The sequence below is a fragment of the Micrococcus antarcticus genome (assembly GCF_044872765.1).
Classification (GTDB): domain Bacteria; phylum Actinomycetota; class Actinomycetes; order Actinomycetales; family Micrococcaceae; genus Micrococcus.
The window spans coordinates 2,446,163-2,468,747 of sequence record NZ_CP085253.1; the positions used below are offsets into that span (position 1 = coordinate 2,446,163).

The following is a 22,585-nucleotide window of genomic DNA, read 5'->3' on the forward strand; positions in this document are numbered from 1 at the left end:
CCTACGAGGGGCGCGCGTCCCCGCTGCCGGTCACCCGTGCGAACGCCCGGCGCAGCGCCCCCGCCTTGAGCAGCACCTCGTCGTACTCCGCGTCGGCGTCCGAGTCGGCGACGATCGCCCCGCCCGCGCCGATCGACCAGCGGCCTGAGCCTCCGGTCGCGTCGTCGTCGGCTCCCGGGGCGAGAACCGCCGTGCGGATCACGATGCTCAGCTCGCACGCCCCGTCCGCGCTGAGCAGGCCGAGCGCCCCCGAGTAGACCCCGCGCGGCGCCCCCTCCCACTGGGCCAGCAGCTCGACCGTGCGCCGCTTCGGCGCGCCCGTCATGGACCCGCCGGGGAAGAGGGAGCGGGCCACGTCCACGGCGGTCAGCCCCGGGAGGGCACGGCCCGTGACGGTGGAGACCAGCTGGTGCACGGACGCGTACGACTCGACCGCCATGAGCGAGGGCACCTGCACGGAGCCGGGCACGCACACGCGCGTGAGGTCGTTGCGCAGCAGGTCCACGATCATGAGGTTCTCGGCGCGCGTCTTGGGGTCGGCGGCGAGCGCGCGGGCCGCGGCGGCGTCCTCGGCCGGATCCGCGTGCCGGGCCGCGGTGCCCTTGATCGGTTTGGTGCTGTACCTCCCGTCCCGGCCGGAGAGGAAGCGCTCGGGGGAGGCGGAGACCACGGCCCAGCGGTCCGGGCCGGCGCCGTGCTCGATCAGCGCCGCGTACGGGGTGGGGTGGTGCGCCGCGAGGTCCCGGAACAGGACGAGCGGGCCCACGCGCACGGCCGGGTCCACGTCGAAGCGGGTGGTCAGGCACAGCTCGTAGGACTCGCCCTCGCGCAGGGCACGGTGGCACCGCTCCATGAGCGCGGTGTAGGCGGCACGGTCCGCGCGCCAGGTCCCTGCCACCTGGGCCCCTCCGGCTGCCCCCGCCACCGCCGACGACGACGGCGCGCGCCCGCCGTCCCCGGCCGGTGCCGCGTGCGCCCGGGGGACGGTGAGGGCGTCGCGCACGCGGGCCGCCCACGCCTCGACGCCCCGCTCTGCCGCGGCCGCGTCCAGGGAGACGACGCAGCAGGTGAGCGAGCCGTCGTGATGGTCCACGACCGCGTACCGGCTGGGACGCAGCCAGAACAGCGCGGGCAGCGGCGCCGGGTCCGCCGGACCGGCTGCGGGCGGGGCGACGCCGAGGTCGGCGAGGCCAAGCTCGTAGCCGAGGAACCCGACGTGCCCGCCGCGCAGCGGCAGGCCCTCCCCGCCGACCACGGGGCGCGGGGCCGACGCCGCGGCCAGCTCAGCCCAGGCTGCCTCGGCGTCGCGGGGGTCCGGCCGGCGGAGCACGCGCGGCCCCGGCGAGGGGACGGCCTCGGGGGAGCCGTCGGCGGCGTCCTCGCCCAGGACGTCGACGGCGTCGCCCACGATGCTCCAGCGCGCCTCGCCCGCGTCCGGCAGGGCGGAGTCGAGCCAGAACGAGGGGGCGCCGCGCACGACGGCGTGCTCGGCGACGGCGCCGGCCGCGCTCGCGGCGGTGTGCCCGAGCCCCGTGAGGGCGCCCGCGTCCAGGACACGGGTGGCGACGTGCAGCGGCGCGGACGCGGGGGGCCGAGGCGGGGTGGGCATGGGGACCACTGTAGGAGCCCCACCCGCGTCGATCGTGACTGAACCGTGCCCTCGCCGTGATCGGCCTCATGGGTGGCGTCTGCCTAGGGTGGGGCATGGCCCTCTCGCACTCCTCGCCTCTCCGCCGGCACCGCCGCAGCGGCTTCGCGGCGCTGGCGGCCGTCGCCATGCTGGCCGGGGCCGGGTGTGCCGCGGAGCCCACCCCGTCCGAGGCGGCGCTGCCCACGGAGCGCGGCGCGGAGGTGCGCGAGCCCGACGTGCGCGAGACCGCGGAGAGCGTCCCAGGGGTCTCCGCGACTGCGCTCGAGTTCTGGCGGCCCGCGGAGTTGGTCATCGCCGAGGAGGTCGAACCCGCCGGCTCCCTCGTGGACCTGGCGGAACGGTCGGAGCTGGTGGTGTGCGGGACCGTCGCCGCGGTCCGCGAACGCGCCGGTGGCTTCGAGGGTGCCACGACACTGATGGTGGACGTGGGACAGGTCCTCAAGGGCTCGGCCGCGGGCCAGGTGCGCGTGGACGTCCACGTGCGGGTGGGGCAGACGATGGCGGGGGACGCCCTCGCGGCCCCGGACGAGGACTACCTCTGGTTCCTCACTCCGGGCGACGGCGAGGGCGTCTGGTACGCCACCACCGTGACGGGCGTCCTGGGCCCGGGCACGGACGGACCCGTCACCGCCGTGCTCCAGCCGCAGGACACCACGATGGTGGTGCCGGCCGACGTCGCCTCCCTGGACGCCGCCGCCCAGCGCGCCGGCCTGGCGGACGCCTGAGGCCGACGCGGCTCCTGCACCGCCAGCGCGGCCTCGGCTCTCGTCCCCACCCGTGCGTCCGCCCGGGGCTGAGCGCGTCGCCGCCTCCCTAGAATGGTCCGCATGGCCGGACTGATCGTGCGCAAGGACATCGACCTCGTCCGCGAGCGCGCCGATCTGAAGGCCGTCGTGGAGGAGTTCGTCACGCTGCGCTCGGCAGGCGTCGGCTCTTACAAGGGCCTGTGCCCGTTCCACGACGAGCGGACCCCGTCCTTCCACGTGCGCCCCGGCGTCGGGACCTACCACTGCTTCGGGTGCGGCGAGCACGGGGACGTCATCGCGTTCCTCATGGCGCAGGAGCACACCACGTTCACCGAGACGGTCGAGCGCCTGGCCGCGCGGGTGGGCGTCGAACTGCACTACGAGGACGGCGCCGGTCCTGACCGCGCCGAGGTGGGCAGACGCCAGCGCCTGCTCGAGGCCAACAAGATCGCGGACGAGTTCTACCGGCGCGCCCTCGGCTCGAAGGAGGCCCAGACCGCGCGGGACTTCCTCACCGGCCGCGGCTTCACCCAGGAGCACGCCGAGCGCTTCGCTAACGGCTACGCGCCCCAGGGCTGGTCCACGCTCCTGGACCACCTGCGCCAGCGCGGCTTCCGCGACGACGAGCTGCGGGCCACTGGCCTGTTCTCGGAGGGCCAGCGCGGCCTCTATGACCGCTTCCGTGGCCGCCTGCTGTGGCCTATCCGGGACATGACGGGCGCGACCATCGGCTTCGGCGCGCGCAAGCTCTACGAGGACGACCAGGGCCCCAAGTACCTCAACACCCCGGAGACGCAGCTCTACAAGAAGTCGCAGGTGCTCTACGGCATCGACCTGGCGAAGCGGGCCATCGCGAAGGAGCGCCAGCTCGTGCTCGTGGAGGGCTACACGGACGTCATGGCCGCGCACCTGGCGGGCGTCGGGACGGCCGTGGCCACGTGCGGCACCGCGTTCGGCGCGGACCACATCAAGGTGGCGCGCCGGCTGATCTCGGACGATGGCACGGGCGGCGAGGTGATCTTCACCTTCGACGGCGACGAAGCCGGGCAGAAGGCCGCGCTCAAGGCGTTCGACGAGGACCACCGCTTCCTCGCCAAGACCTTCGTGGCGGTGGAGCCGAGCGGCATGGACCCCTGCGACCTGCGTCAGCAGAAGGGCGACGAGGCCGTGCGCGCGCTCATCGCCTCCCGCCGCCCGCTCTTCGAGTTCGCCATCCGCGCCGGTCTGAAGGACTACGATCTGGACACCGTGGAGGGCCGCGCCGGCGCCCTGCGCCATGCCGCGCCCATCGTGGCCGGCATCAGGGACTCCGTGCTGCGCCCCGGGTATGAGCGCGAGCTCGCGGGCTGGCTCGGGCTCGATCCGAACGCGGTGCACCGGGCCGTCGCCGCCGCGGCGCGCTCCACCCCACGCTCCGAGCGCGGCGAACGGGGAGAGCAGGCGACGCCCGCCGCCTCGATGTCGGCGAACCCCACCTCGGCCACCCCCACGTCGGGGGATCCGGCGTCGGGCGAGGCCCCGCAGGTCCCCGTGGAGTCGCTGGTCGTGCGCGTGGACCCGCGCGATCCGGTGGCCCGGCGCGAGCGCGAGTCGCTCGAGGTGGTGCTGCAGCACCCCACACTGCTCTCCGCCGAGCAGTGGACGGCGCTGTACGAGGCGCGCTTCACCGTGCCGCAGTTCGCGGCCGTGCACCGGGGCGTCATGGCGGCGGGCTCCTCCGGCGCCACGCCCGCGCGCTGGGTGGACGCCGTGCGGGACGCGGTCCCCGAGGAGGTGGGCGGCGTCGTCTCCGAGCTGGCGGTCCGGGACCTGCCCGCCCGCACCGAGGCGGACGTGGACCGCTACTGCCGGGACATCATGAACCGCCTCTTCGCCCTCCAGATCGTGCACCGCAAGGAGGAGCTGCTGGGTCAGCTGCAGCGTCTGGGCCCGCAGGGCGATCCGGCCGAGTTCATGCGCCTCAACAGCGAGCTCATGGAACTCGAGGCCCGGCGACGGGCCCTGCGCGCCGACGACTGAGGGGCCACGGGCAGCGCGGATCGGTGGCGTACCGATCAGTGGCGCGCCGTTCAGTCGATCTCGACGACCTCGTTGCTCTCGGCGTCGATCACATCGAAGGCGGCGTCGTGCCCGGCGGCCTCAGACGAGGAGGCGGCGACGGCGCTCGGGTAGCGCAGACCCATCGGGTCTGGTAGTGTTTCCTCCGTTGCTCGGGCGGCTGGATCGCCCGAGACGCATTCCTCCGTAGCTCAATTGGCAGAGCATTCGACTGTTAATCGAAGGGTTGTTGGTTCGAGTCCAACCGGAGGAGCCCACTCGAAGCCCCTGCACCGACCAGTTCGGTGTGGGGGCTTCGTCGTGCCTGGAGGATGTTCCGGCCCAGCAAGTCGCCAAGCGTAAGCTCCAGCAGTTCTGCCACTTGTGCCAGCTCGGTGATAGAGAAGGCCATCACTCCACGAAGCCGCCGCGAAAGTGCGCTGGGCGTGATGTCTAGCGCCTCGGCCAGTTGCCGCTGAGACATGCCCCTGCGCGTCAACCACACGCGGACCTCCGTACCTACGTCCGCTGCTGTGAAGGCAGGTTCTGGGTGTCGTTTCATGTCTTCAACATAACGGGGACGGACCCAAGATGTCCATGAAGGACATGACGTGTCGCTGAGCGACACGGTGTGAATTGACAGGTCATGCCGCTGAGCGGCACGCTGTGCCTATGAGTATCGCAAAGGCGCTAAGCCTCAACATTCGAGAACGACTGGTTCGGTTAGAGATGACGCAGGGTCAGCTTGCTGCCGCAGTAGGAATGACGCCCACAGCGCTGTCGGCGCGGATGCGAGGGCAACGAGAGTTCCGCTTATCTGAGATGGCTGCAATCGCAGAGGCCCTGGAGGTGGAGCTTCCCTATCTGGTTGCCAACGCGCCGGAGATGGAGGTGGCCCGATGAGCGAGGAGATCATCCAGAGCGCGGAGTCGCGAGGCGCTGTGTTGACACAGGCGGCAGCTCGGGATCTGACAGATCAGATCAGGACCGGCATGGAGTCGATTTACCACCTCATTCGCACGGCATACAGCGGTCGGGCGTGGAGTGCACTGGGATACGGGAGCTGGGACGAGTACGTCACCAGGGAGTTTGGCAACCTGCACCTACGCCCGCCGCTGGAGGACCGGCAGGACGTCGTGCTGTCGCTCCGTGAGGTCGGCATGAGCACGCGAGCCATCGCCGCCTCAACGCACTTGTCGCCCCGGACTGTCCGCCGCGAACTGGACGAAGCAGGTGGGGCATTTGCCCCACCTGCTGGACGCCATGACGTCGTGGGCACGGACGGCAAGACGTACCAAGCCCAGCAGGAGCGGGCTGTGCCCCCTGTGGTGCAGAACGAGGCGGCCGCGGTCATCGAGGTCGAGGAAGCGGTGACGGTGCTTGACGGTCAGTCCTCGCTGGATGACGTGCTGGACATGCCGGCTGCCGACTTCGGGGTCGAGCCGCTGGACTTGAAGGCCCGCCAGGCAGATGACCGGAACCGTGCCCGCCGGACGCTGGCCGCGTTCAACGGGGGCGGCGCCGCGGCGGTGCCGATGCTCCTGAAGGCTGCGCCGGCGGTGGCGTCCCTGGTGTCCCCGCTGACGGGCAAGGCCTCCGTGGCAGACGAGGACCTGCATGGGGTCGTGTGGGACTCAGCGCGATGCGTGCGGACGCTGGCGCACGTCCTCCGGTCGGTCGGCCACCACGAGGGTCAGTCCATGCCGGAGATCCGCTCGACGTTGCAAGACGCAGTGAACGACCTGGAACAGGTGCTGAACAAGATCGAGGAGGTCGCGTGATGAGCGCAGAACAGAGCACATGGCTACACGAAGTCGGGGAGGACACCGGACAAAGCGAAGCCCCGACCAACGGGCAGGAGGTCGGGGCCATCGCGAACATTCCGAACAAGCACCTAGAAAGTGGCTCAGAACGTGGTCAGGCTAGCACTTCGGGCTTGGAGGAGTCAGCACCGGCGCTGGGTCTGCCTCGGCGGGTGAATCCCAACGACGGTCGGTTCATACGGGCTGTGGTCATCGGGACCTCAATCGCGGGCCTGGTGGCGTTCTCCATCTCGTTCGCGGCGCTGTACGAGGTCGCGGCGTGGTTGGGGTTGCCGCCGTTCATGCACTGGGCGGTCCCGGTGTTCATCGACTTGGCGATCCTGACCTATGCAGGCTCGGTGCTGGTCCACGAGTCACGGGGTGAGCCGGCGCGGGCGTCATGGTGGGCGCTGGGCGCGTTCACGGGCCTGTCGGTGGTGGCGAACGGGGCGCACGCCTGGTCGGCGGAGAACGCGAGCGTGTGGCAGTCCGCGGTCGGGGTGCTGATCGCGGCCATGGTGCCCGTCGCCGTTTTCGTGGCCACGGACCAGCTGGCGCGTGTGGCCGTGGAGAACCCGGCCTCACGTCGGGCCGAGCGCGCCGCGGAGATGGACGAGGAGGCCGAGGTCCTGCGCGTGGAGGCCGAGCTGGCCGCGCGCAGGGAGGAGCTGGAGGCAGAGCGCGAGGCACGCCGCGTGGAGCGTGAGCGTGAGCGGCGTCAGGCCGAGTTCGAGGCAGAGCTGGAACACGCCCGTCACCGCCGCGAGCTCGCGGCGGTGGCACGGGAGGCCGAGCGGGCTCAACAGCCGCCGCATGAGGCGCAGGGCACGCCGTCCTCGCCGGTGGTGTCCGTCCGGGCGCTGGAGCCGGTGAAGGCTGTGGAGGATGAGCCGGCGGCGCCGCTGAAGGCTCCGTCGGGCGCTGAGGTCACGGCGTGGATCGTGGCGCGGTGCGAGGCGGGGGAGTGCCCGTCGGCGGTGGAGGTCGCGGAGTGGGCTGGGTGCTCGGAGCGGACGGGGCGGCGGCGGCTGGCTGATGTGCGTGCAGACCGTCCTGAGCTGTTCACGGATGAGGAGGAGCAGGTATGAGCTGGCAGGCAACGAATCTGGCCCGGCAGGCCGCTGCTGCGGGTGTGCTGCGGACGGGGGAGGCATACCTCCTGCTTCTGCTGGCTGACCATGTGCACCCCGACACCTGGGAGTGCTGGCCCAGCCAGGAGCGGCTTGCCTTGGAGACGGGGCAGGGGATGAGAACTGTTGAGCGTCAGATCGCGCGCCTGCGCGAGCTGGACCTGATCCGCACGGAGAGCCGCTACGGCGCTGGGCGGGGCCGTGTGGGGCTGAAGTATCTGCTGAATCTCGAAGCGCTGATCCCGTTAGCAGCGCTCGGAGAGGAGCGGATCGAGGCGCTGAAGGAGAGCTGGAGGAGTCTGCGATCCAACGGGACCCGGCAGGGCGAGAACCGCGAGAACACGCGACCCGCCAATTTGGCGGGTGAAACCGAGAACCGCGAGAACACGCGACCCGCCAATTTGGCGGGTGAAACCGAGAACTGCGAGAACACGCGACCCGCCAATTTGGCGGGTGAAACCGAGAACCGCGAGAACACGCGACCCGCCAATTTGGCGGGTGAAACCGAGAACCGCGAGAACACGCGACCCGCCAATTTGGCGGGTGAAACGACTCACCCGCCAATCACGACGGACTCACCCGCCAATCACGACTTGGCGCATATAAAGGATCGCGCGCGGACTAACCACCAAGAGAACCATCAGTCAGTCAGTCAGTCTGTCGACGTGCACGAGCGCGAGGACGAGGCCACGACGACGGATGGACCGACGACGACGGATGAGCCGGTGGTGCATCGGGGTGTGGACCTGAGCTCGCTTCGCTCGCTGGTCCCGTCAATCCAGGCTTGGGAGCTCCCGGATGCACAGGTGCGCCGGATCGTGGATGTCATTCTGGCTCGAGCCTCGGGCGCTGTGCAGTCCCCGACGCGGTACGTGGCTCGGGCGATGGCTTCGGAGCTGGGGCCGTTGGTCCAGCTCACCAGTGAGCGCCCGCCGCTGGCGGTGGTGCCGACCATGGCGTCACCAGCCTCACCGGGGCTGGCTGTGGGCGCGGCGCGGGAGATGGTCTCGGGGGAGCCGTGTGAGAGCCCGGATGTGCACGTGGCCAACTACGGCGAGTCCGTGCTGCGCGACTGCCCGCATTGCCGGATTGAGCGCCGTGCGATGCCCCGGGTCGAGGCTCAGGACGGGGCGGGGAGGTGAGCGGCGATGACTGACGCCGTGGGCGCCGTGGAGGCCACCGAGCTGACGGGTGAGGGCCTGTTCGAGGCTGTGCAGGAGGCCCGAGGTGCTGCGCTGGTGGTGCTGGGGCCGGCGGGGGAACGCGACGCGCTCGATGACGTGCTCCAGGCCGCGTGGGAGTCCGCGTGGTCGGGCCGGCATGGGTTCGATGTGGAGCGGGGCTCGTTGCGGACGTGGGTGTCGGTGATCGTGCGCCGTCGGGCGGTGGATCACCTGCGCCGGGTCCAGAGGGCCTGGGAGGGGCAGGACGTGGTGGAGGCCGCGGCGATGGGCCGGGAGCAGTCCGCGGCGTCGGCTGTGGCGTGGGATCACGCAGACCAGGTGCTGGATGCACTGACGGCGCGGCAGGAGCTCGCCTCGGTGATGTGCGTGCTGGAGCGGGTCATGGACTCGCCGCAGGTCACTGCGCGGGCGCTGGCGGTGACGCTGGTCTTCGACGACGACGTGGCCGAGGCGGCGGCGGCGATGGGCGTGAGCGCGGATGTGCTGCGTCAGGCCCGCCGGGAGCTGGTGCGGTGTGCGCGGGTGGTCCGTGCCGCGCAGGAGGTGGCCCGTTCGGGGGTGGAAGTGACGATGCGGGTGCTGATCGGGTGTCTGCCGGCTGACGGGGACGCGGGGGACTGGTCGCGTGGAGTCGCACTGGCGTGTGCGCAGGCGGGGGGCCGGATGGAGCACGTGCAGGTCGAGCACGTCATGCGCGCTACGGGGCACTCGCATTCGACCGCGAGGCAGTACTTGGCGGAGGTGCGTTACCTGCTTCGGGTGGCGGCCACGGTGATTCAGGACGAAAGGGCAGCGGCATGAGCAAGCACACGAACAATCAGGTGGCGGGCGAGAGGGCAGGCGTCGTGGACGAGGAGGACCGGGAGGTCGTCTACGTCGAGGTGCCCCGTCGCCGGGACCCGTTGGGTCAGCGGGTGCGCCGGTGGAGTCAGGCGTGGACGGAGGCCTCGGTGGACGCGGAGCTGCCTGCCCGGTGGCGGGCGCGTCTGCCCGAGGAGTGGGACGGGCCATCAGGGCGGGCGGGGATGGCTGTGGTCGCGTTGCTCGTCCTGGCGCTGTGGGTGGCGGTGGTGCTCTGGCTGATGGGCTGAGCGGCGGTGTCACACATCCGTGAGGGAGTAGCACGAATCCAGTTACGAGAGCGTCGGCACTAGATGCAGACCATGAGCAAGGAGAGCAACATGTTGGATGGGATCAATCCGGACGGTCTTGAAGGTTGGAACACGATCGCGGGCTTCCTGCTCGGGTCGGCCGTGGTGCTGCTGATGGTGGCTGTGGCTGTGGGTGTGGCGATGGCGGCGTGGGGTCGGGCGATGATGTCGCACCAGGCCGCGCGGAAGGGCTGGGCGGTCGTTGCGATGGCCGGACTCGGGGCGGTGATCATCGGCTCCGTGGGTGGCGGGATCGCCTGGGGCAGGGGTCTGGGGACGGCAGAGCTCATGCCGGTCGGTGCGCGCCCAGGGTCTGTGACGGTGGAGAAGCAGGCACCGAAGCAGACCTGCAACCGGCAGGCCGTGCGGGACTTCGTCAAGGAGAGCCCTGTCCCTGATCGCGCGGAGAAGGAGCGGGTGGTCTCTACCGTGCTGGGTGGGCAGAAGGAGCTGGACGGCTACACGTGGGGCCAGGATCCCGGTGACATGGACACCTCGCGCCAGGTCATCACGGGGATCAAGTGGTACGCGCAGGCCTCCGCGAATGGCAGCAGTGAGCCTGACTGCTCGGCCAACAACATGACCACGCCCGAGTGCTCTCCGGTGGAGGTGCATGTGGCGCGTCAGTCGATGACGAACGGTGCGCAGACGGGCCGGACGGTGACGCTAACGAAGGGCGAGAACTGCAAGTCTTCCTAAGTCGGGATCCTCGAGGCCCCCTTTCCTGCCGCTGGCGGGGAGGGGGCCTTTCCGTGTCCGGGGTGCCTGGTTCCCGGGGTGGTGGTGAGCCTGTCCCTGCCCTCGGCCTCCCGTGCTGGTTGGTTCCCATGGTGAGCACCTCCCCGGCCACCTCGATCGGGTGCGTGTTCGCGCTCGCCCAGCCGAGGTCTCGGCCGTCTCCGGTAGGTGCCCACGGTCTTTCCGAGGCAACCGGAGCGCAGCGGAGGGCGGCAGCCGTTCTTCGGCTCTTTCTTGGGTACTGAGTGGGGCTGGGTGAGGTGGTGCGTGTGTCAGGGGTGTGTGACACACGTAGGAGGCCAAGGGGCGCGAATCATCTTCAGCGAGCGGAGGTCTCGCCGGTCACCGGGGGCTAACCGGGGGTCTACTACCGCGTTCCAGGAGGAACACATCATGAGCACTTCCATTCTGAGCTTGGCCCAGAGCACGGTCATCGGCATGCCGGCGATCGCGCCGTCCTACGACGCGCCGTGGATGCCGACGCTGGAGAACATCACCGGCATGGCCATCGGCACGGCCCTGGTGGCCATCGTGGCCGCCGTTGCCATCGGCGGCATGCTCTGGCTGTTCGGCAAGCTCTCCTCGTCCGGCCGTGCCCAGGAGGTCGGCATCTCGATCTTCCTGTGGGGTGTGGTCGGTGGCGCCCTGATCGCGGGTGCTTCCGCTCTGGTGCGCTGGGGTACGGGCCTGCCGCTGTTCGCCTGATTCGATCCGGTCTAGCAACTCACTCACGGAGGAGGTGTCCCAATGGGATGGGAAGACGATTTTCATGATTTCCTGCGCGGCTCGATCGAGGGCCTGGCGAAGTCGGCGTGGGGCCTCATTCAGGACGCCTTCTCCGTGGGGGCGCTCACCCCGGAGTGGTGGACCACGGTGGTCGGTGGCACGGTCACCACCACCGTGGCCGGGGGGAGCTCGGCCACGATCAATCACCCCGGGATGCTGAACGTCGTGGTCATGGCGATGCTGCCGCTGCTGGGGGTGTTCGTGGCGGTGCAGGTGATCCGCTCGGCGTTGCGCGGCTCGACGGCGGGCATGGTTCGCGCCCTGGTGGTGGCCGTTTTCAGCGTTCCGGCGGTCTACGTGGTCGTGGGTCTGGTGTGGCTGGCGTTGGGGGCTACCCAGCAGATGACGATGTGGATTCTGCGGGTCGGGGCGGAGGGGGAGGCGGAGGACACGGCAGTGGCCGGCGTGCTCTCCCTGTTCGGGCTGTCCTGGGATGGGCAGAACGACAAGGTCTTGCTGGATGAGAACTACGCGCAGTGGGAGATGGCGTCCGACCAGGGCGAGAACGGCATGATCTTGGTGTCCTGGATCGTGGCGTTGGTGATCTTCCTGTCCTGCTTGGTGCTGATGGCGATGATGATCTTCCGCCTGGTGGTGATCCTCGTGCTGGCTACGTTCGCCCCGCCGGTGATCTTCGCGTTGGCTCTGGAGCCGGCGAAGGCCGTGTTCTCGAAGTGGTTGGCCATGCTGATGGGGTTGCTGATGGCGGCCCCGATGGCGGCGGTGATCGTGCGGATGGGCATGATCGCGGCCTCCATGTCCACGGACTGGGTGCAGACCGTGGCCGGTGTCGTGTTGGTGCTGCTGGCTTCGGCGATGCCGCTGACGATGCTCTCGATGATGTCGTTCCTGACGGGGGGTGCCTCCGATGGTGTGGAGCGCGCTGGTGTCGGTGCGGCGCAGGGTGCTGGCCGGGCTGCGTCCCGGTCGATGAGGGGTGCGCAGGCGCGTGCCTCACAGATGAGACAGCGTGCGGCGTCCGCCGTCATGCGGAAGGGAGTTTGAGATGGCGGTCATAGAGTCGATCCAGCAGGAGACCTCGGAGTTCGACGGGGTGCATTTCGCGCAGGAGCGTCACCCGGGTGTGGTGCTTGGGCTGACATGGGAACAGCTGGCCGTGGTCGCGCTCGGCGTGGTGTTCGCCCTCGGCGGGATCGTGTTGCAGGGGCGGATGCTGATCATCGGGATCGTCATGCTTTTGGTGTGCGCGGCGGTCGGTGTGATCCGGCTCCAGGGGCGTTCGATCCCGGAATGGGCGCTGCTGTTCATGCGTCAGCTGGTGCGCCAGGCCAGCGGTCAGCTGACGTACCGGCAGGGCGTGGAGCCGGGACATCAGCTTCAGCTCGTGGATGGGGAGCCGCAGGCTGTGGTCCTGGAGGCCGGGCAGGCGGCGGTCCGTGATGCCAAGGGACGGATCAAACCGGGTGCGCCGGCACGGCTGCGTCTGCCCGGTGGAGCCGACGAGCTGCGCCTGTACGGGCTGCCCGGTGGGGCCGGGTTCGTGTGGGATCCGCGCACGAAGGAAGCTTCGGTCTGCGCGAAGGTGCTGACCACGCGTGGCTTCGAGCTGGAGTCGTTCGACTCGCAGGAGGAGCGGTCCCTGTCCTGGGGTGGAGCGCTGGCGGCCATGGGCCGGCTGCCGGGTGTGGTGCGCGTGCAGGCGGCGGACCAGACCACGCTGATCTCCGGCTCCAACGTGCTGGGCTACTACGACTCCAAGCAGGAGGGGGCGGGCATCGAGTCCAAGACGGTGGACCCGTTCCTGGACGCGGCGTTCCGTGAGCTGATGGCGGAGGCCCAGGCCATGCCGGTGCATGAGCAGTGGCTGACCATCGTGCTCTCCCCGGCCCGGATCGGGTCTCAGCTGAAGTCGCTGGGCGGCGGCGTGCCGGCCCTGATGGACCACGCGCTGAAGGTCATGTCCACGGTGGAGGGTCTGCTTCCGCGTTCGGGGACGCGGGTGGCGGCGTGGCATTCCCCGCGGTCGCTGGCGGGGCTGTCTCGGGCGGCGTTCGACCCGGATGCGGCCCTGATGGTGTCCTCTACGGACCCCTCGGGTGCGGTGCAGGGTGCGTCCCCGAACGGGGGTGGGGGGCCGATGGCGGTGGAGGTCCATGCCGGGCACATGCGCACGGATGGGCACATGCACCGGACGTACAAGGTCTCGGAGCTGCCCCAGCAGCTGGCGCGGCTGGGGTTCCTGGACGAGTTGATCTTCGCGGGCGACTTCCGGCACACCGTGTCGGTGTTCATGTCGCCGGTGGATCGGTCGTCTGCGATGCGGGCGACGAAGCGGCGCATGGCGACGTGGCGTTCGGACTCCAAGGTGATGGAGCGGATGGACCGGCCGCCGTCCCCGGAGCACGAGCAGGAGAAGGATGACATCGAGCGGGAGCAGGGGGAGCTGATGAAGCGGCACGCCGGGTTGGAGATGGCCGTGCTGGTCACGGTGACGGGGCGCAATGAGTCCGAGCTGGAGGCGGCCTCGAACGAGATCATGACCTCGTCTATCACTGCCGGGTGTGAGCTGCGCCCGCTGTACCTGGAGCAGGATTCGGCGTTCATGGCCGCGGCGCTGCCGTTCGGGATGGTGAAGCTCTGATGGCCGAGACCAAGCACGCGGTGATCGAGTTCATCGAGCCGGGCAGGACGCAGACCGAGGACGCTAAGCGTGCGGCGCGGCAGCTGCGCCGTCGGCTGGAGAAGGAGCGCGCGGCGGCGCGCAAGGCTGAACAGCTGGACAAGTTCCCGGAGCAGGAGTGGTCCTCGAAAGGGCCGAGGGGCAAGCAGAAACTGCGGGGGTTGAAGGTGCTCGCCCCCCGGCCGGTGCGCACGACCAGTCACACGGCGGCCACGGCGTACCCGTTCGTGGCCGGCCCCGGTGTGGGCGCCAACGGCCTCTACCTGGGCCGGGATCAGCACGGCGGTGGAGCGTTCTGCTTCGACCCGTGGGCGCTGTACGAAGCCGGGGTCATCTCGGGGATGTCGATGATGCTGTTCGGGCAGGTCGGCACGGGCAAGTCCTCGTTGGCGAAGTCGCTGGCGGTGCGCCAGGTGCTGGCCGGGCGCAAGCTCTCGGTGGCCTCGGACAAGAAGGGTGAGTGGACGCGTGTGGTCAAGGGACTGGGCGGGACGGTCATCCAGGTCGGTCCGGGCCTGAGCACTCGGCTCAATCCTTTGGACCCGGGGACTCGTCCGTCCACGGACGTGCAGGGGCACCTGATGACGGATGAGGCGTGGGCGATGATGGTCCGCACCCGGCGGATGTCGATCATCGTGACCCTGGCGAAGATCCTCACGGACCGTGACCTGACTTCCCCGGAGCATCACATGCTCTCCCAGGCGTTGGATGAGGCCGTGCGCATCTCCGGGGAGCAGGATCGGGTGCCGGTGATCCCGGACGTGATCGGCGCGCTCCAGGCCATGCGCCAGGACGGGGACGTCATGGCGGCAGAGGCAGCCTCGGTGATGATGATGACCATGGCGCGGGTGTCCTCGGGTGACCTTGCGGGCATGTTCGACGGGGAGACCACCGTGATGATGAGTGCGGAGGCGCGCGCCACGAGCATCGACACCTCGGCCCTGCGTGGGGCGTCCCCGGAGGCGGTGCGCGTGGTCAACGCGTGCGCCGGCGCCTGGACCGAGGCGATGGTGACCACGCGCGATGGTGGCCAGCGCATCGTGATCTACGAGGAGGGTTGGGACAACATCTCCTCGGAGGCGGACCTGCGCCGGATGGTGGAGCAATGGAAGCTGGCCCGCGCCTACGGCATCTTCAACATCCTGGTGCTGCACAAGATCGCGGACCTGGACATGGCCGGTGACCGCAGCTCGCGCATGGCCGCGATGGCGAAGTCGTTGCTGGCCGACGCGGACGTGAAGGTCATCTACCGGCAGGACCGGTCGGCGTTGCAGGTGACGTCCTCGGAAATGGAACTGTCCGACCGGGAGGTGTCCCTGGTGCGGTCTCTGCCCAAGGGCACCGGGCTGTGGCGGCTGGGGGATTCCTCCTTCGAGGTGAAGAACGAGCTCACGAAGGCGGAGCTGCCGCTGTTCGACACGGACGAGCGGATGGACAAGACCGCCACAGGAGCTGGATCACATGCGGCGTGAACAGGCAGGGGCGCTCAGCGGCTCCGATGAGAAAGAGCGGATCGCCATCTTCGCGGTCCTGCCGGCCATGGCGCTGTTCGGCGCGTACATCCTGGCGGGCTTCCTGGCTGGGCGGGTGGAGTGCGGGGCGCCGACCCGTCCGGAGTCGCTGTTCGACACCCTCGGGTTCCTGGGGACCGGGGACCCGGCGGCGTTCGGGGCGGCGGCGGACGGGTGCACGGCCACTCAGGGCGGGGTGATCGGCTGGATGATCGGGCTGGGGGTGGCCGTGCTCATCGCGGCCGTGACCGCGATGGTGGCCTGGAACCGCTATCAGCAGTCCGATAAGAAGTTCATCAAGGACCTGCGTCAGCGTGAGGGCTTGGCCCGTGCGGCTGAGATCTCCCGGGCCGTGGGCCGCTCGGCGGTGTTGAAGCGGGTGAAGAAGGTCCGTCCGTCCATCAAGAAGCCGAAGATCACCGACGGGGCCATGCGTCTGGGCAAGGCCGAGGGGGTGGACGTGTATGCCTCCTACGAGGAGTCCCTGGCGCTGATCGGTCCGCCGCGCTCGGGCAAGGGTGTTCACCTGCTGATCGGTGCGATCCTGGACGCGCCGGGGCCGGTGATCACGACCAGCTCGCGCGCGGACAACCTCGGGGCGACGGCGGAGCTGCGCCGGGCGAAGGGTCCGGTGGCGCTGTTCGATCCGCAGGGCCTGACGGGCCAGCCGTCCACGTTGAAGTGGTCTCCGATCACCGGGTGCGGTGAGCCGCGCGTGGCGAACCAGCGTGCGGCCTCGCTGATCGGGGCCTCGGGTCTGGGGTCATCGAGCTCGAACGCGGAGTGGCAGGCGCCGGCGATCACGATCATGGAGTGCCTGCTCCACGCCGCCGCGCTGGGGGAGCGCACGGTGGACGACCTCATGCGCTGGGGCAACAACCCGGCCGAGGCGAAGGAGGCCGTGACGATCCTCTCGGAGCATCCGAAGGCGGCGATGAACTGGAATCTGGTGCTGAAGGGCATCATCGAGGGCGATCCGAAGCTGCTCCAGTCGAAGTGGTTCGGCGTGGAAGGCGCGGTGAAGGGCCTCTCGGTCCCCGAGGTGCGTGATGTGCTCCGCCCGGGGGAGTTCGAGGAGGTCCTGGACATCGACAAGTTCCTGCGCGAGTCCGGCACGCTCTACATCGTGGGCACCAAGACCGGCGGGTCCTCGGCCGGCCCGTTCCTGATCGCCATGATGGACGCGATCACCGAGCGCGCCCGCGAGCTGGCCGCGAAGTCCCCGGGCAACCGGTTGGACCCGCCGCTGGCACTCGTGCTCGATGAGATCGCGAACATCTCCGGGGCCTGGCCGGGGCTGACCCAGCTCATGGCCGATGGCGGCGGTGTGGGCATCTGCCCGTTCGCGGTGTTCCAGTCCCTGGCCCAGGCGCGCAACGAGTGGGGCGACCAGCAGGCCCAGGCCTTGTTCGATGCGGCCACGGTGAAGCTCCAGCTCGGCGGCGCCTCGAACGTCTCGGACCTGGAGGCGTTCGCCAAGCTGGCGGGCACACGCCAGGTGATGCGGTCCTCGCGCTCGCGCGGGAAGGACTCGCACTCGGTCTCGGAGCAGGTGCATGACACCGAGGTCGTCACGGTCGCAGAGCTGCGGCGGCTGCCGTTCGGGTGGGGCATGATGATGAACCGCAACGGCCGGCCGATCCTGATGCAGATGACCCGGTGGTGGGACCGCAAGGACGGCAAGGCGATCAAGGAGGCCGCGGGCCGGTACTCCACGGCGCTGCTGGCCGAGCTGGAGTCCTCCGACCCGGTCTCCTCGACGCCGACGGCGGCGGACAAGGCCGAGACGCCGGCGCAGGTGCCGGCTGAGGTCGCCGGCATCCCGGTGCGGTGACCTGGTGGGCAGGTTTGGACTGCACCGCACCGGCTCGACGTCGTATCGGGAGTACCTGCGGAGCCAGGCGTGGGGATACCGCAGGGTGCGGTGGTTCGAGCAGTGCCGGCAGGCCGGCGTCGAGCCGGCCTGCCAGGTCTGCCAGGTGCGCCTGGACGAGGCGGGGACGTTGGACCTGCACCACCTCTCCTATGAGGGCGTGCACCAGGACCCGCAGACCGGGGCGTGGCAGGCGCGGGAGAAGGACGACGAGCTCATGCCGCTGTGCCGGGAACACCACCAGCGGCTGCACGAAATCATGGACGGACGGAAGGAGTTCTTCGGATGGAACAGAGCGCGGGCCTCAGTGGTGATCGTGGCCAGGATGATTCGTCAGCGGCGCGGTCAGGCGAGGGTGAGATGAACGGTGATCAGCGGTGTGCGGTCTGCCAGCGGCAGGTGCCGTTGCGGTGGCACTGCACGAGCGAGGACCATCTGGACCGGGCTGTGTGCTCCAGGGCCGGCGGGACGGGCGTGTGGTTGTGCGCCACGTGCGAGGAGGCCGCGCACCGGCACATGCGGCTCACGGGCGCCAGCGCGGACGAGGCGTTGGCGGAGGTGCTGGACCGGCTGGCGAGACTGCTCACCCAGCGGCGCACCTACCGGCGCCATCGCAAGGAGGCCTGAGATGGCATCCCCATGGAGCCAGGACGAAGAAGATGACGCCTGGGACGAGATGGCCGCAGGGACAGACCGACCGACCGACGGACAGGGGACTCCGCTGCCGTTCGTGGACCCGTCGGTGGCCGCTGAGCTGAGCCAGGACGGGCCGCCGGCGTGGATGGGCACCCGGTGGCGGGACATCGAGGCTGAGTACCAGTGGGACGCCTGGAACACGCTGCGCCGCTGGGTGGACTGGTTCGTGGGCGAGTACCGGCTGGGGACCTCGGTGGTCCCGGTCTGCTGGTTCCGTCATCCAGACGTCACGGCTGAGCTGTACGCGGCGATGTGCATGGAGTACAAGGTCTGGGAGGAGCAGGCTCCCGGGTTGGGGCCGATGATGATGTGGCACCCGCATGTGGAGATGCTCCAGATGCGGCTGCGCCGCATGGTGGACGAGGCCGGCTGCACGAAGACCGGGGCGCACAAAGAGCCGGAGGCCTACGGCGCACGCGGGGCGTACCAGATCGACTACGACGAAGCCGACTGGCTGCGCTGGGCGTCCACGGAGCGCGAGCACGAGATGGTAGAGCGCCCGGAGAAGGGGGTGGGGTACTTTCGGGCGCGGATCGTGGACTCCGACGGCGGCGTGGTGGGGACCTCGAACGTGGTGGCGCTCGGCGCGGCCGCACAGGTGCAGGACGTTGCCGCGGAGCTCGTAGTGGCCTCGTCCACACCGTCGGCGCCGCGGCTGTCGGTCGCGGTGGCCAGCGGCCGGGACGACCTCGGGGTGGAGTGGGAGACGTCTCCAGACGGGGAGGTCTGGGATGCTCAGGATGAGGGTGCAAAGGACGATGATGGGGTGAGGGGTCGAGCGGCCCGGGTGGTGGTGAATGAATGAGACGGACGGCTGTCGGGGTCTACGACGAGATCGTCCCTGACGCGTCCAGGAGGTACTTCGTCGATGCGAGCGTCAGGTACCTGATGAAGTCTGCGAGCTCGTCGACGGGGCTGGGATGCCGCTGGTGAGCCTGATCCCCCCGGCCAGGTGAGGGGACTGCCCGATGCTGCTGTCCCAGAAGAGGAAGCAGCATGGGCGAGTCTCCTGCTTGGCCGGGGGTGATCAGGCTGACCAGGGGCAGTCCTGCACCATCGACGAGTTGATGGATCTTCGTGCTCAACCCACCTCGAGAGCGCCCGATCCCATGGTCGGCGGGCTCTTCACGCAGATTCTTGTAGTTCGATCCAGCCCCCTGTGAGGCGCTTCGTGTTCGTCGCATGCTGATGCGCGCGGGCGATCGTGGAGTCCACCGACACCGACCAGTCCACCAAGCCCTGCGCGTCGGCAGCGGCGCTTAGCTTTGCCAGCACCGTGTCCCAGGTGCCCTCGGCGGCCAGGCGCCGATGCCAGGTCCACACGGTCTGCCAGGGCCCGTAGACCTCGGGCAGATCCCGCCACGGGATACCACACCTGTACCGGTAGATGATCGCCTCGACCATCGTGCGGGCATCGGCGAACGGCCTGCCGGCCCGGCCGGTCCGGGCTGGGAGCATCGGGGCGATCAGCTCCCACTGAGCATCGGAGAGCATCTGGTGCCGGGACATGCCTTCCAGGGTGTCAGCCGGCCTCTGGCTTCATTGTCAGACACGCCCTAGGGCGTGTTGCTAAAGGATGGTGGCGAGCCAGTGCAGTGTCGCTGCGAGGCTGAGTCCGGCGTGATAGTTCCGGGCGTATTTGTCCGAGCGCATCGCGATCCCTCGCCACTGCTTGAGCCGGTTGAAGCACCGCTCCACGACATTGCGTCCCCGATAGCGCTGGCGCTGGTCTTCACCGAAGTCGATCGGTCTTCCTGGGCGGCGGCGCCGGTGCGCGATCTGATCGGCCCGCTCGGGGATCGTGGCCGCGATGCCATGCCGGCGCAGCCAGGCCCGGTTCGCCTTCGAGGGGTAGCCCTTGTCCGCAATCAGGCGGTCAGGCCGTGTCCGGGGCCGCCCACGGGCTCCGGCCACGCTGATCTGCTCCAGCGTGGTGGCCAACAGCGAGGTGTCGGCCACCTGCCCGCCGGTCACCACGAATGCCAGCACCCTGCCCTTGCCATCACAGACCAGATGAGACTTCGTCGTCAGACCGCCACGGGAGCGTCCGATCGCGTGGTCGGCCGGCTCTTTCCCGGACTTGTTGTAGTTCGCCAGAGCCCCCTGTGGGGCGGGGCAGGGTCGCCCCGTGCTGGTGGACGCGCACGATCGTGGAATCGATCGAGGCCACCCAATCCAGCTCGCCGGCCTGCTGTGCCATCGACTGAGTACGCTCGAGCACCTGCTCCCACACACCCTGTGCGGCCCAACGGGTGAAGTTCTTGTAGATCGTGTTCCAGTTCCCGAACCGCTCGGGCAGGTCCCGCCACGGAGCCCCGGTGCGGAAGCGCCATGCGTGGCCTCGACCACCGCGCGTCGATCCACGGGCGGACGCCCGGTGGTCTTCGGGGCAGGGAACAGCGGGCCGATCACAGCCCAAGCCTCGTCCGAGATGACATCACGCGACATCCCTCAAGACTGGCGCACCCAAAGCTTGAAACCCTTTAGCAACACGCCCTAGGCCGCCGAAACGTGGGTTCGATCGAGCATCCTGCTGATAGGGTTGCACAACGTTGATTGCCTTGATGTATGATGACTAATCATGAGCAATCAGTACGACGACTACCTCACCATCGCGCAGGCCGCCGCCTATGTGGGCGTCTCGGCGGCCACGTTGCGGCGGTGGGACGCTGCGGGCACGCTCACCGCCGTTCGTCGCCCAGGCAGCCAGTACCGCTTCTATCGCATCGCCGACCTGGAGCCGTTCCGCCTCGAATACAACACCGCAGAGAAGGCCAAGGACGTGGTCGCTGGCTTCTTCGACGCCGCAGAGGCCGTGATCGACGGCAACCCACAGCTGCGCGAACCTCAGAAGGAGGCCTACGAGGCTGCCGCGGAGCACTTCACCCGGAAAACAACTCCGGCGATCATCCAGCTGCCGGTGGGCTGCGGCAAGACAGGCGTCGCGGCGATCCTTCCCTTCGGCCTCTCTCACAAGCGGACGCTCATCATCGCGCCGAACACAACCATCCGGCAGGGTCTCTACGCCGACCTGAACATCTCGAACGCCTCCTGCTTCTGGAAGAAGGCAGGCGTCCTCGACTCCTTCACGTCCGGGCCGTTCACAGCGCTGGTCGACGGCCCCAAGGCCAACATGGATGACTGCGTGAACAGCCACATCGTCGTCGCCAACATCCAGCAGCTCGCCAGCAGCGCCGACCGCTGGCTGTCACAGTTCCCAAGCGACTTCTTTGACCTCGTCATCATCGACGAGGGCCACCACGTCGCCGCCGAGAGTTGGCAGAAGGTCGTGCGGTCGTTCCCCCAGGCGCGCTTCGTCAGTCTGACTGCGACACCTTTCCGTGCCGACAACAAGGAACTGCTGGGAGAGCTGGTCTATCGCTACCCCTTCGCCCGCGCCATGCTCAACGGCTACATCAAGCACATCGTCTCCGCCTCAGCACATCCAGCCGAGATCACCTTCACCACGCGCGGCGAAAGCGACACATATACGCTGGAGAAGATCCTCGAGCTGAAAGAGGAGGCCTGGTTCCGTCGCGGCGTCGCGCTCTCGGACGAGTGCAACCGCCACATCGCCGAGAAGGCGGTCGAGAAGCTCCAGTCGCTCCGGGCGGCGACTGGATTTCCTCACCAGATCGCCGCGTCAGCGATGTCGATCGATCACGCCGATCAAGTGCGCGCGATCTTCCAGGAGATGGGACTGCAAGCCGAGACCATCCACAGCAACCTCGCTGACGACCGGAAGACCGCGGTGCTGGCCAAGCTCCGCAACAACCAGATCGACGTCATCGTGCAGGTCGCCATGCTCGGCGAAGGATTCGACCATCCCCCACTGAGCGTGGCAGCCATCTTCCGCCCCTACCGTTCACTGTCGCCCTATATCCAGTTCGTCGGCCGCGTGATGCGCACCGTCGACCTAAACGACCCGAACAGTCCCAACAACCAGGGCTTCGTTGTCTCCCACGTCGGCCTCAACAACGAGGAGCAGTGGGATGAGTTCCGCGACCTCGATACCCAGGACCAGCAGATCGTTCGAGGTTGGGCTCGTGGAGAAGGAGCCGACTCGACCGGACGAAACGGCAACGGCGACCCGGAACATGCGGCGCAGCGCTTCGACGACCCTGTGGCACAGGACGAGCGCCTCAGCCACTTCCTCAATCGCTCGTTCCTAGACCCCAACGACGACCGAGTCATCGAAGAGATGCTCGACGCCAAGGGACCGGGCGGCTTCTCGTTCCGCGAGCTCGGCATCACTGCGGACGTGCTGCGGGCGCAGTTGTCTCACCGCAAGGAACACGAGGAGGAGCCCGCCGACTCGATGCCGGTCCAGCCACAAGTGCGGCGGCAGACGCTTCGGAGTCGGCTCGACAGCCGTTCAAAGTCGATCCATCAGCGCATCCTCGCCGACCTCGGCCTAGCCCGCGCCGGCTTCGACATGCGCCGATCCATCAAGGGAGCGCGCGGCAACAACGCCGACGCTCTCTACGTCCTACTGAACCGCGAGATCAACACCTTCGCCGGGCATGGAAAGAAGAGTCGAGACAAGTGGACACTCGACCAGCTGCAAGCCGCCTATGACTCGCTCGACGAGATCGGAGACCAGGTGGCCAAGACGATCAGAACAGCGATTGAGGAGTGA

Annotated in this window: 20 protein-coding genes, 1 tRNA gene and 2 pseudogenes; 19 read left to right on the top strand and 4 right to left on the bottom strand. The window is 69.0% G+C overall.

What is annotated here, in order from left to right; all coding sequences use genetic code 11:
- Window position 1: 1 nt before the first annotated feature.
- On the bottom strand, window positions 2–1,609 hold the full coding sequence (locus tag LG274_RS11385) for an anthranilate synthase component I family protein (RefSeq protein ID WP_404464547.1): 1,608 nt from the start codon (window positions 1,607–1,609) through the stop codon (window positions 2–4).
- Window positions 1,610–1,704: 95 nt separating this feature from the next.
- Between LG274_RS11385 and LG274_RS11390 the strand changes: the two genes are divergently transcribed.
- The 3 genes from LG274_RS11390 to LG274_RS11400 all read left to right on the top strand — a co-directional run bounded on the left by LG274_RS11390 (window position 1,705) and on the right by LG274_RS11400 (window position 4,708).
- Complete coding sequence (locus LG274_RS11390; protein WP_319074650.1) at window positions 1,705–2,376, top strand: hypothetical protein; 672 nt, start codon at window positions 1,705–1,707, stop codon at window positions 2,374–2,376.
- Window positions 2,377–2,478: 102 nt separating this feature from the next.
- Window positions 2,479–4,416, top strand: a complete 1,938-nt coding sequence (gene dnaG, locus LG274_RS11395) for a DNA primase (protein ID WP_298711539.1) — start codon at window positions 2,479–2,481, stop codon at window positions 4,414–4,416.
- Window positions 4,417–4,635: 219 nt separating this feature from the next.
- A tRNA-Asn gene (locus LG274_RS11400) sits at window positions 4,636–4,708 on the top strand.
- Here LG274_RS11400 and LG274_RS11405 read toward each other — a convergent pair.
- Window positions 4,670–4,996, bottom strand: a complete 327-nt coding sequence (locus tag LG274_RS11405; RefSeq protein WP_366371936.1) for a helix-turn-helix transcriptional regulator — start codon at window positions 4,994–4,996, stop codon at window positions 4,670–4,672. The genes LG274_RS11400 and LG274_RS11405 overlap by 39 nt on opposite strands.
- A 110-nt stretch (window positions 4,997–5,106) precedes the next feature.
- On the opposite strand from LG274_RS11405, the gene LG274_RS11410 reads away from it, so the two are divergent.
- The 15 genes from LG274_RS11410 to LG274_RS11480 all read left to right on the top strand — a co-directional run bounded on the left by LG274_RS11410 (window position 5,107) and on the right by LG274_RS11480 (window position 18,751).
- The gene (locus LG274_RS11410; RefSeq protein WP_343282282.1) at window positions 5,107–5,337 is read left to right on the top strand and encodes a helix-turn-helix transcriptional regulator; all 231 of its coding nucleotides are present in this window, start codon (window positions 5,107–5,109) and stop codon (window positions 5,335–5,337) included.
- Window positions 5,334–6,215, top strand: coding sequence for a DNA-binding response regulator (locus tag LG274_RS11415; RefSeq protein ID WP_404464550.1), 882 nt, complete (start codon window positions 5,334–5,336; stop codon window positions 6,213–6,215). Before LG274_RS11410 ends, LG274_RS11415 begins: the two co-directional genes overlap by 4 nt.
- Window positions 6,215–7,324 (top strand): DUF2637 domain-containing protein, encoded by a 1,110-nt coding sequence (locus LG274_RS11420; protein WP_404464552.1) that lies wholly within the window; start codon window positions 6,215–6,217, stop codon window positions 7,322–7,324. Before LG274_RS11415 ends, LG274_RS11420 begins: the two co-directional genes overlap by 1 nt.
- On the top strand, window positions 7,321–8,508 hold the full coding sequence (locus tag LG274_RS11425) for a helix-turn-helix domain-containing protein (protein ID WP_404464554.1): 1,188 nt from the start codon (window positions 7,321–7,323) through the stop codon (window positions 8,506–8,508). The genes LG274_RS11420 and LG274_RS11425 overlap by 4 nt, the downstream gene beginning before the upstream one ends.
- 6 nt (window positions 8,509–8,514) lie before the next feature.
- Window positions 8,515–9,351, top strand: coding sequence for an RNA polymerase sigma factor (locus tag LG274_RS11430; RefSeq protein ID WP_404464556.1), 837 nt, complete (start codon window positions 8,515–8,517; stop codon window positions 9,349–9,351).
- On the top strand, window positions 9,348–9,641 hold the full coding sequence (locus LG274_RS11435; protein WP_404464558.1) for a hypothetical protein: 294 nt from the start codon (window positions 9,348–9,350) through the stop codon (window positions 9,639–9,641). The genes LG274_RS11430 and LG274_RS11435 overlap by 4 nt, the downstream gene beginning before the upstream one ends.
- Before the next feature lie 72 nt (window positions 9,642–9,713).
- On the top strand, window positions 9,714–10,400 hold the full coding sequence (locus tag LG274_RS11440) for a hypothetical protein (protein WP_404464560.1): 687 nt from the start codon (window positions 9,714–9,716) through the stop codon (window positions 10,398–10,400).
- Window positions 10,401–10,832: 432 nt separating this feature from the next.
- Window positions 10,833–11,144 carry a TrbC/VirB2 family protein gene (locus LG274_RS11445; RefSeq protein WP_343282290.1) on the top strand — a complete coding sequence of 104 codons (312 nt, stop codon included), beginning with the start codon at window positions 10,833–10,835 and terminating at the stop codon, window positions 11,142–11,144.
- A 42-nt stretch (window positions 11,145–11,186) separates the two neighbouring features.
- Window positions 11,187–12,230: a hypothetical protein gene (locus tag LG274_RS11450; RefSeq protein WP_404464562.1), complete on the top strand. Its 1,044-nt coding sequence runs from the start codon at window positions 11,187–11,189 to the stop codon at window positions 12,228–12,230.
- Window position 12,231: 1 nt separating this feature from the next.
- Complete coding sequence (locus LG274_RS11455; protein WP_404464564.1) at window positions 12,232–13,827, top strand: SCO6880 family protein; 1,596 nt, start codon at window positions 12,232–12,234, stop codon at window positions 13,825–13,827.
- On the top strand, window positions 13,827–15,338 hold the full coding sequence (locus LG274_RS11460) for a conjugal transfer protein TraC (protein WP_404464566.1): 1,512 nt from the start codon (window positions 13,827–13,829) through the stop codon (window positions 15,336–15,338). The genes LG274_RS11455 and LG274_RS11460 overlap by 1 nt, the downstream gene beginning before the upstream one ends.
- Window positions 15,328–17,211, top strand: coding sequence for a TraM recognition domain-containing protein (locus LG274_RS11465; protein ID WP_404464568.1), 1,884 nt, complete (start codon window positions 15,328–15,330; stop codon window positions 17,209–17,211). The genes LG274_RS11460 and LG274_RS11465 overlap by 11 nt, the downstream gene beginning before the upstream one ends.
- 4 nt (window positions 17,212–17,215) lie before the next feature.
- Window positions 17,216–17,614, top strand: a complete 399-nt coding sequence (locus LG274_RS11470) for a hypothetical protein (protein ID WP_404464570.1) — start codon at window positions 17,216–17,218, stop codon at window positions 17,612–17,614.
- Window positions 17,611–17,877, top strand: coding sequence for a hypothetical protein (locus tag LG274_RS11475; protein ID WP_404464572.1), 267 nt, complete (start codon window positions 17,611–17,613; stop codon window positions 17,875–17,877). The genes LG274_RS11470 and LG274_RS11475 overlap by 4 nt, the downstream gene beginning before the upstream one ends.
- A 1-nt stretch (window position 17,878) precedes the next feature.
- Window positions 17,879–18,751, top strand: coding sequence for a hypothetical protein (locus LG274_RS11480; RefSeq protein WP_404464575.1), 873 nt, complete (start codon window positions 17,879–17,881; stop codon window positions 18,749–18,751).
- 148 nt (window positions 18,752–18,899) lie between these two features.
- Here the strand turns inward: LG274_RS11480 and LG274_RS11485 are convergent.
- Both LG274_RS11485 and LG274_RS11490 read right to left on the bottom strand, forming a co-directional pair.
- A pseudogene (locus LG274_RS11485) lies at window positions 18,900–19,455 on the bottom strand (IS5 family transposase); the annotation flags it as partial.
- A 60-nt stretch (window positions 19,456–19,515) separates the two neighbouring features.
- Window positions 19,516–20,394, bottom strand: a pseudogene (locus tag LG274_RS11490) (IS5 family transposase).
- Between the two features lie 133 nt (window positions 20,395–20,527).
- Between LG274_RS11490 and LG274_RS11495 the strand changes: the two are divergent.
- Complete coding sequence (locus tag LG274_RS11495; protein ID WP_404464577.1) at window positions 20,528–22,585, top strand: DEAD/DEAH box helicase family protein; 2,058 nt, start codon at window positions 20,528–20,530, stop codon at window positions 22,583–22,585.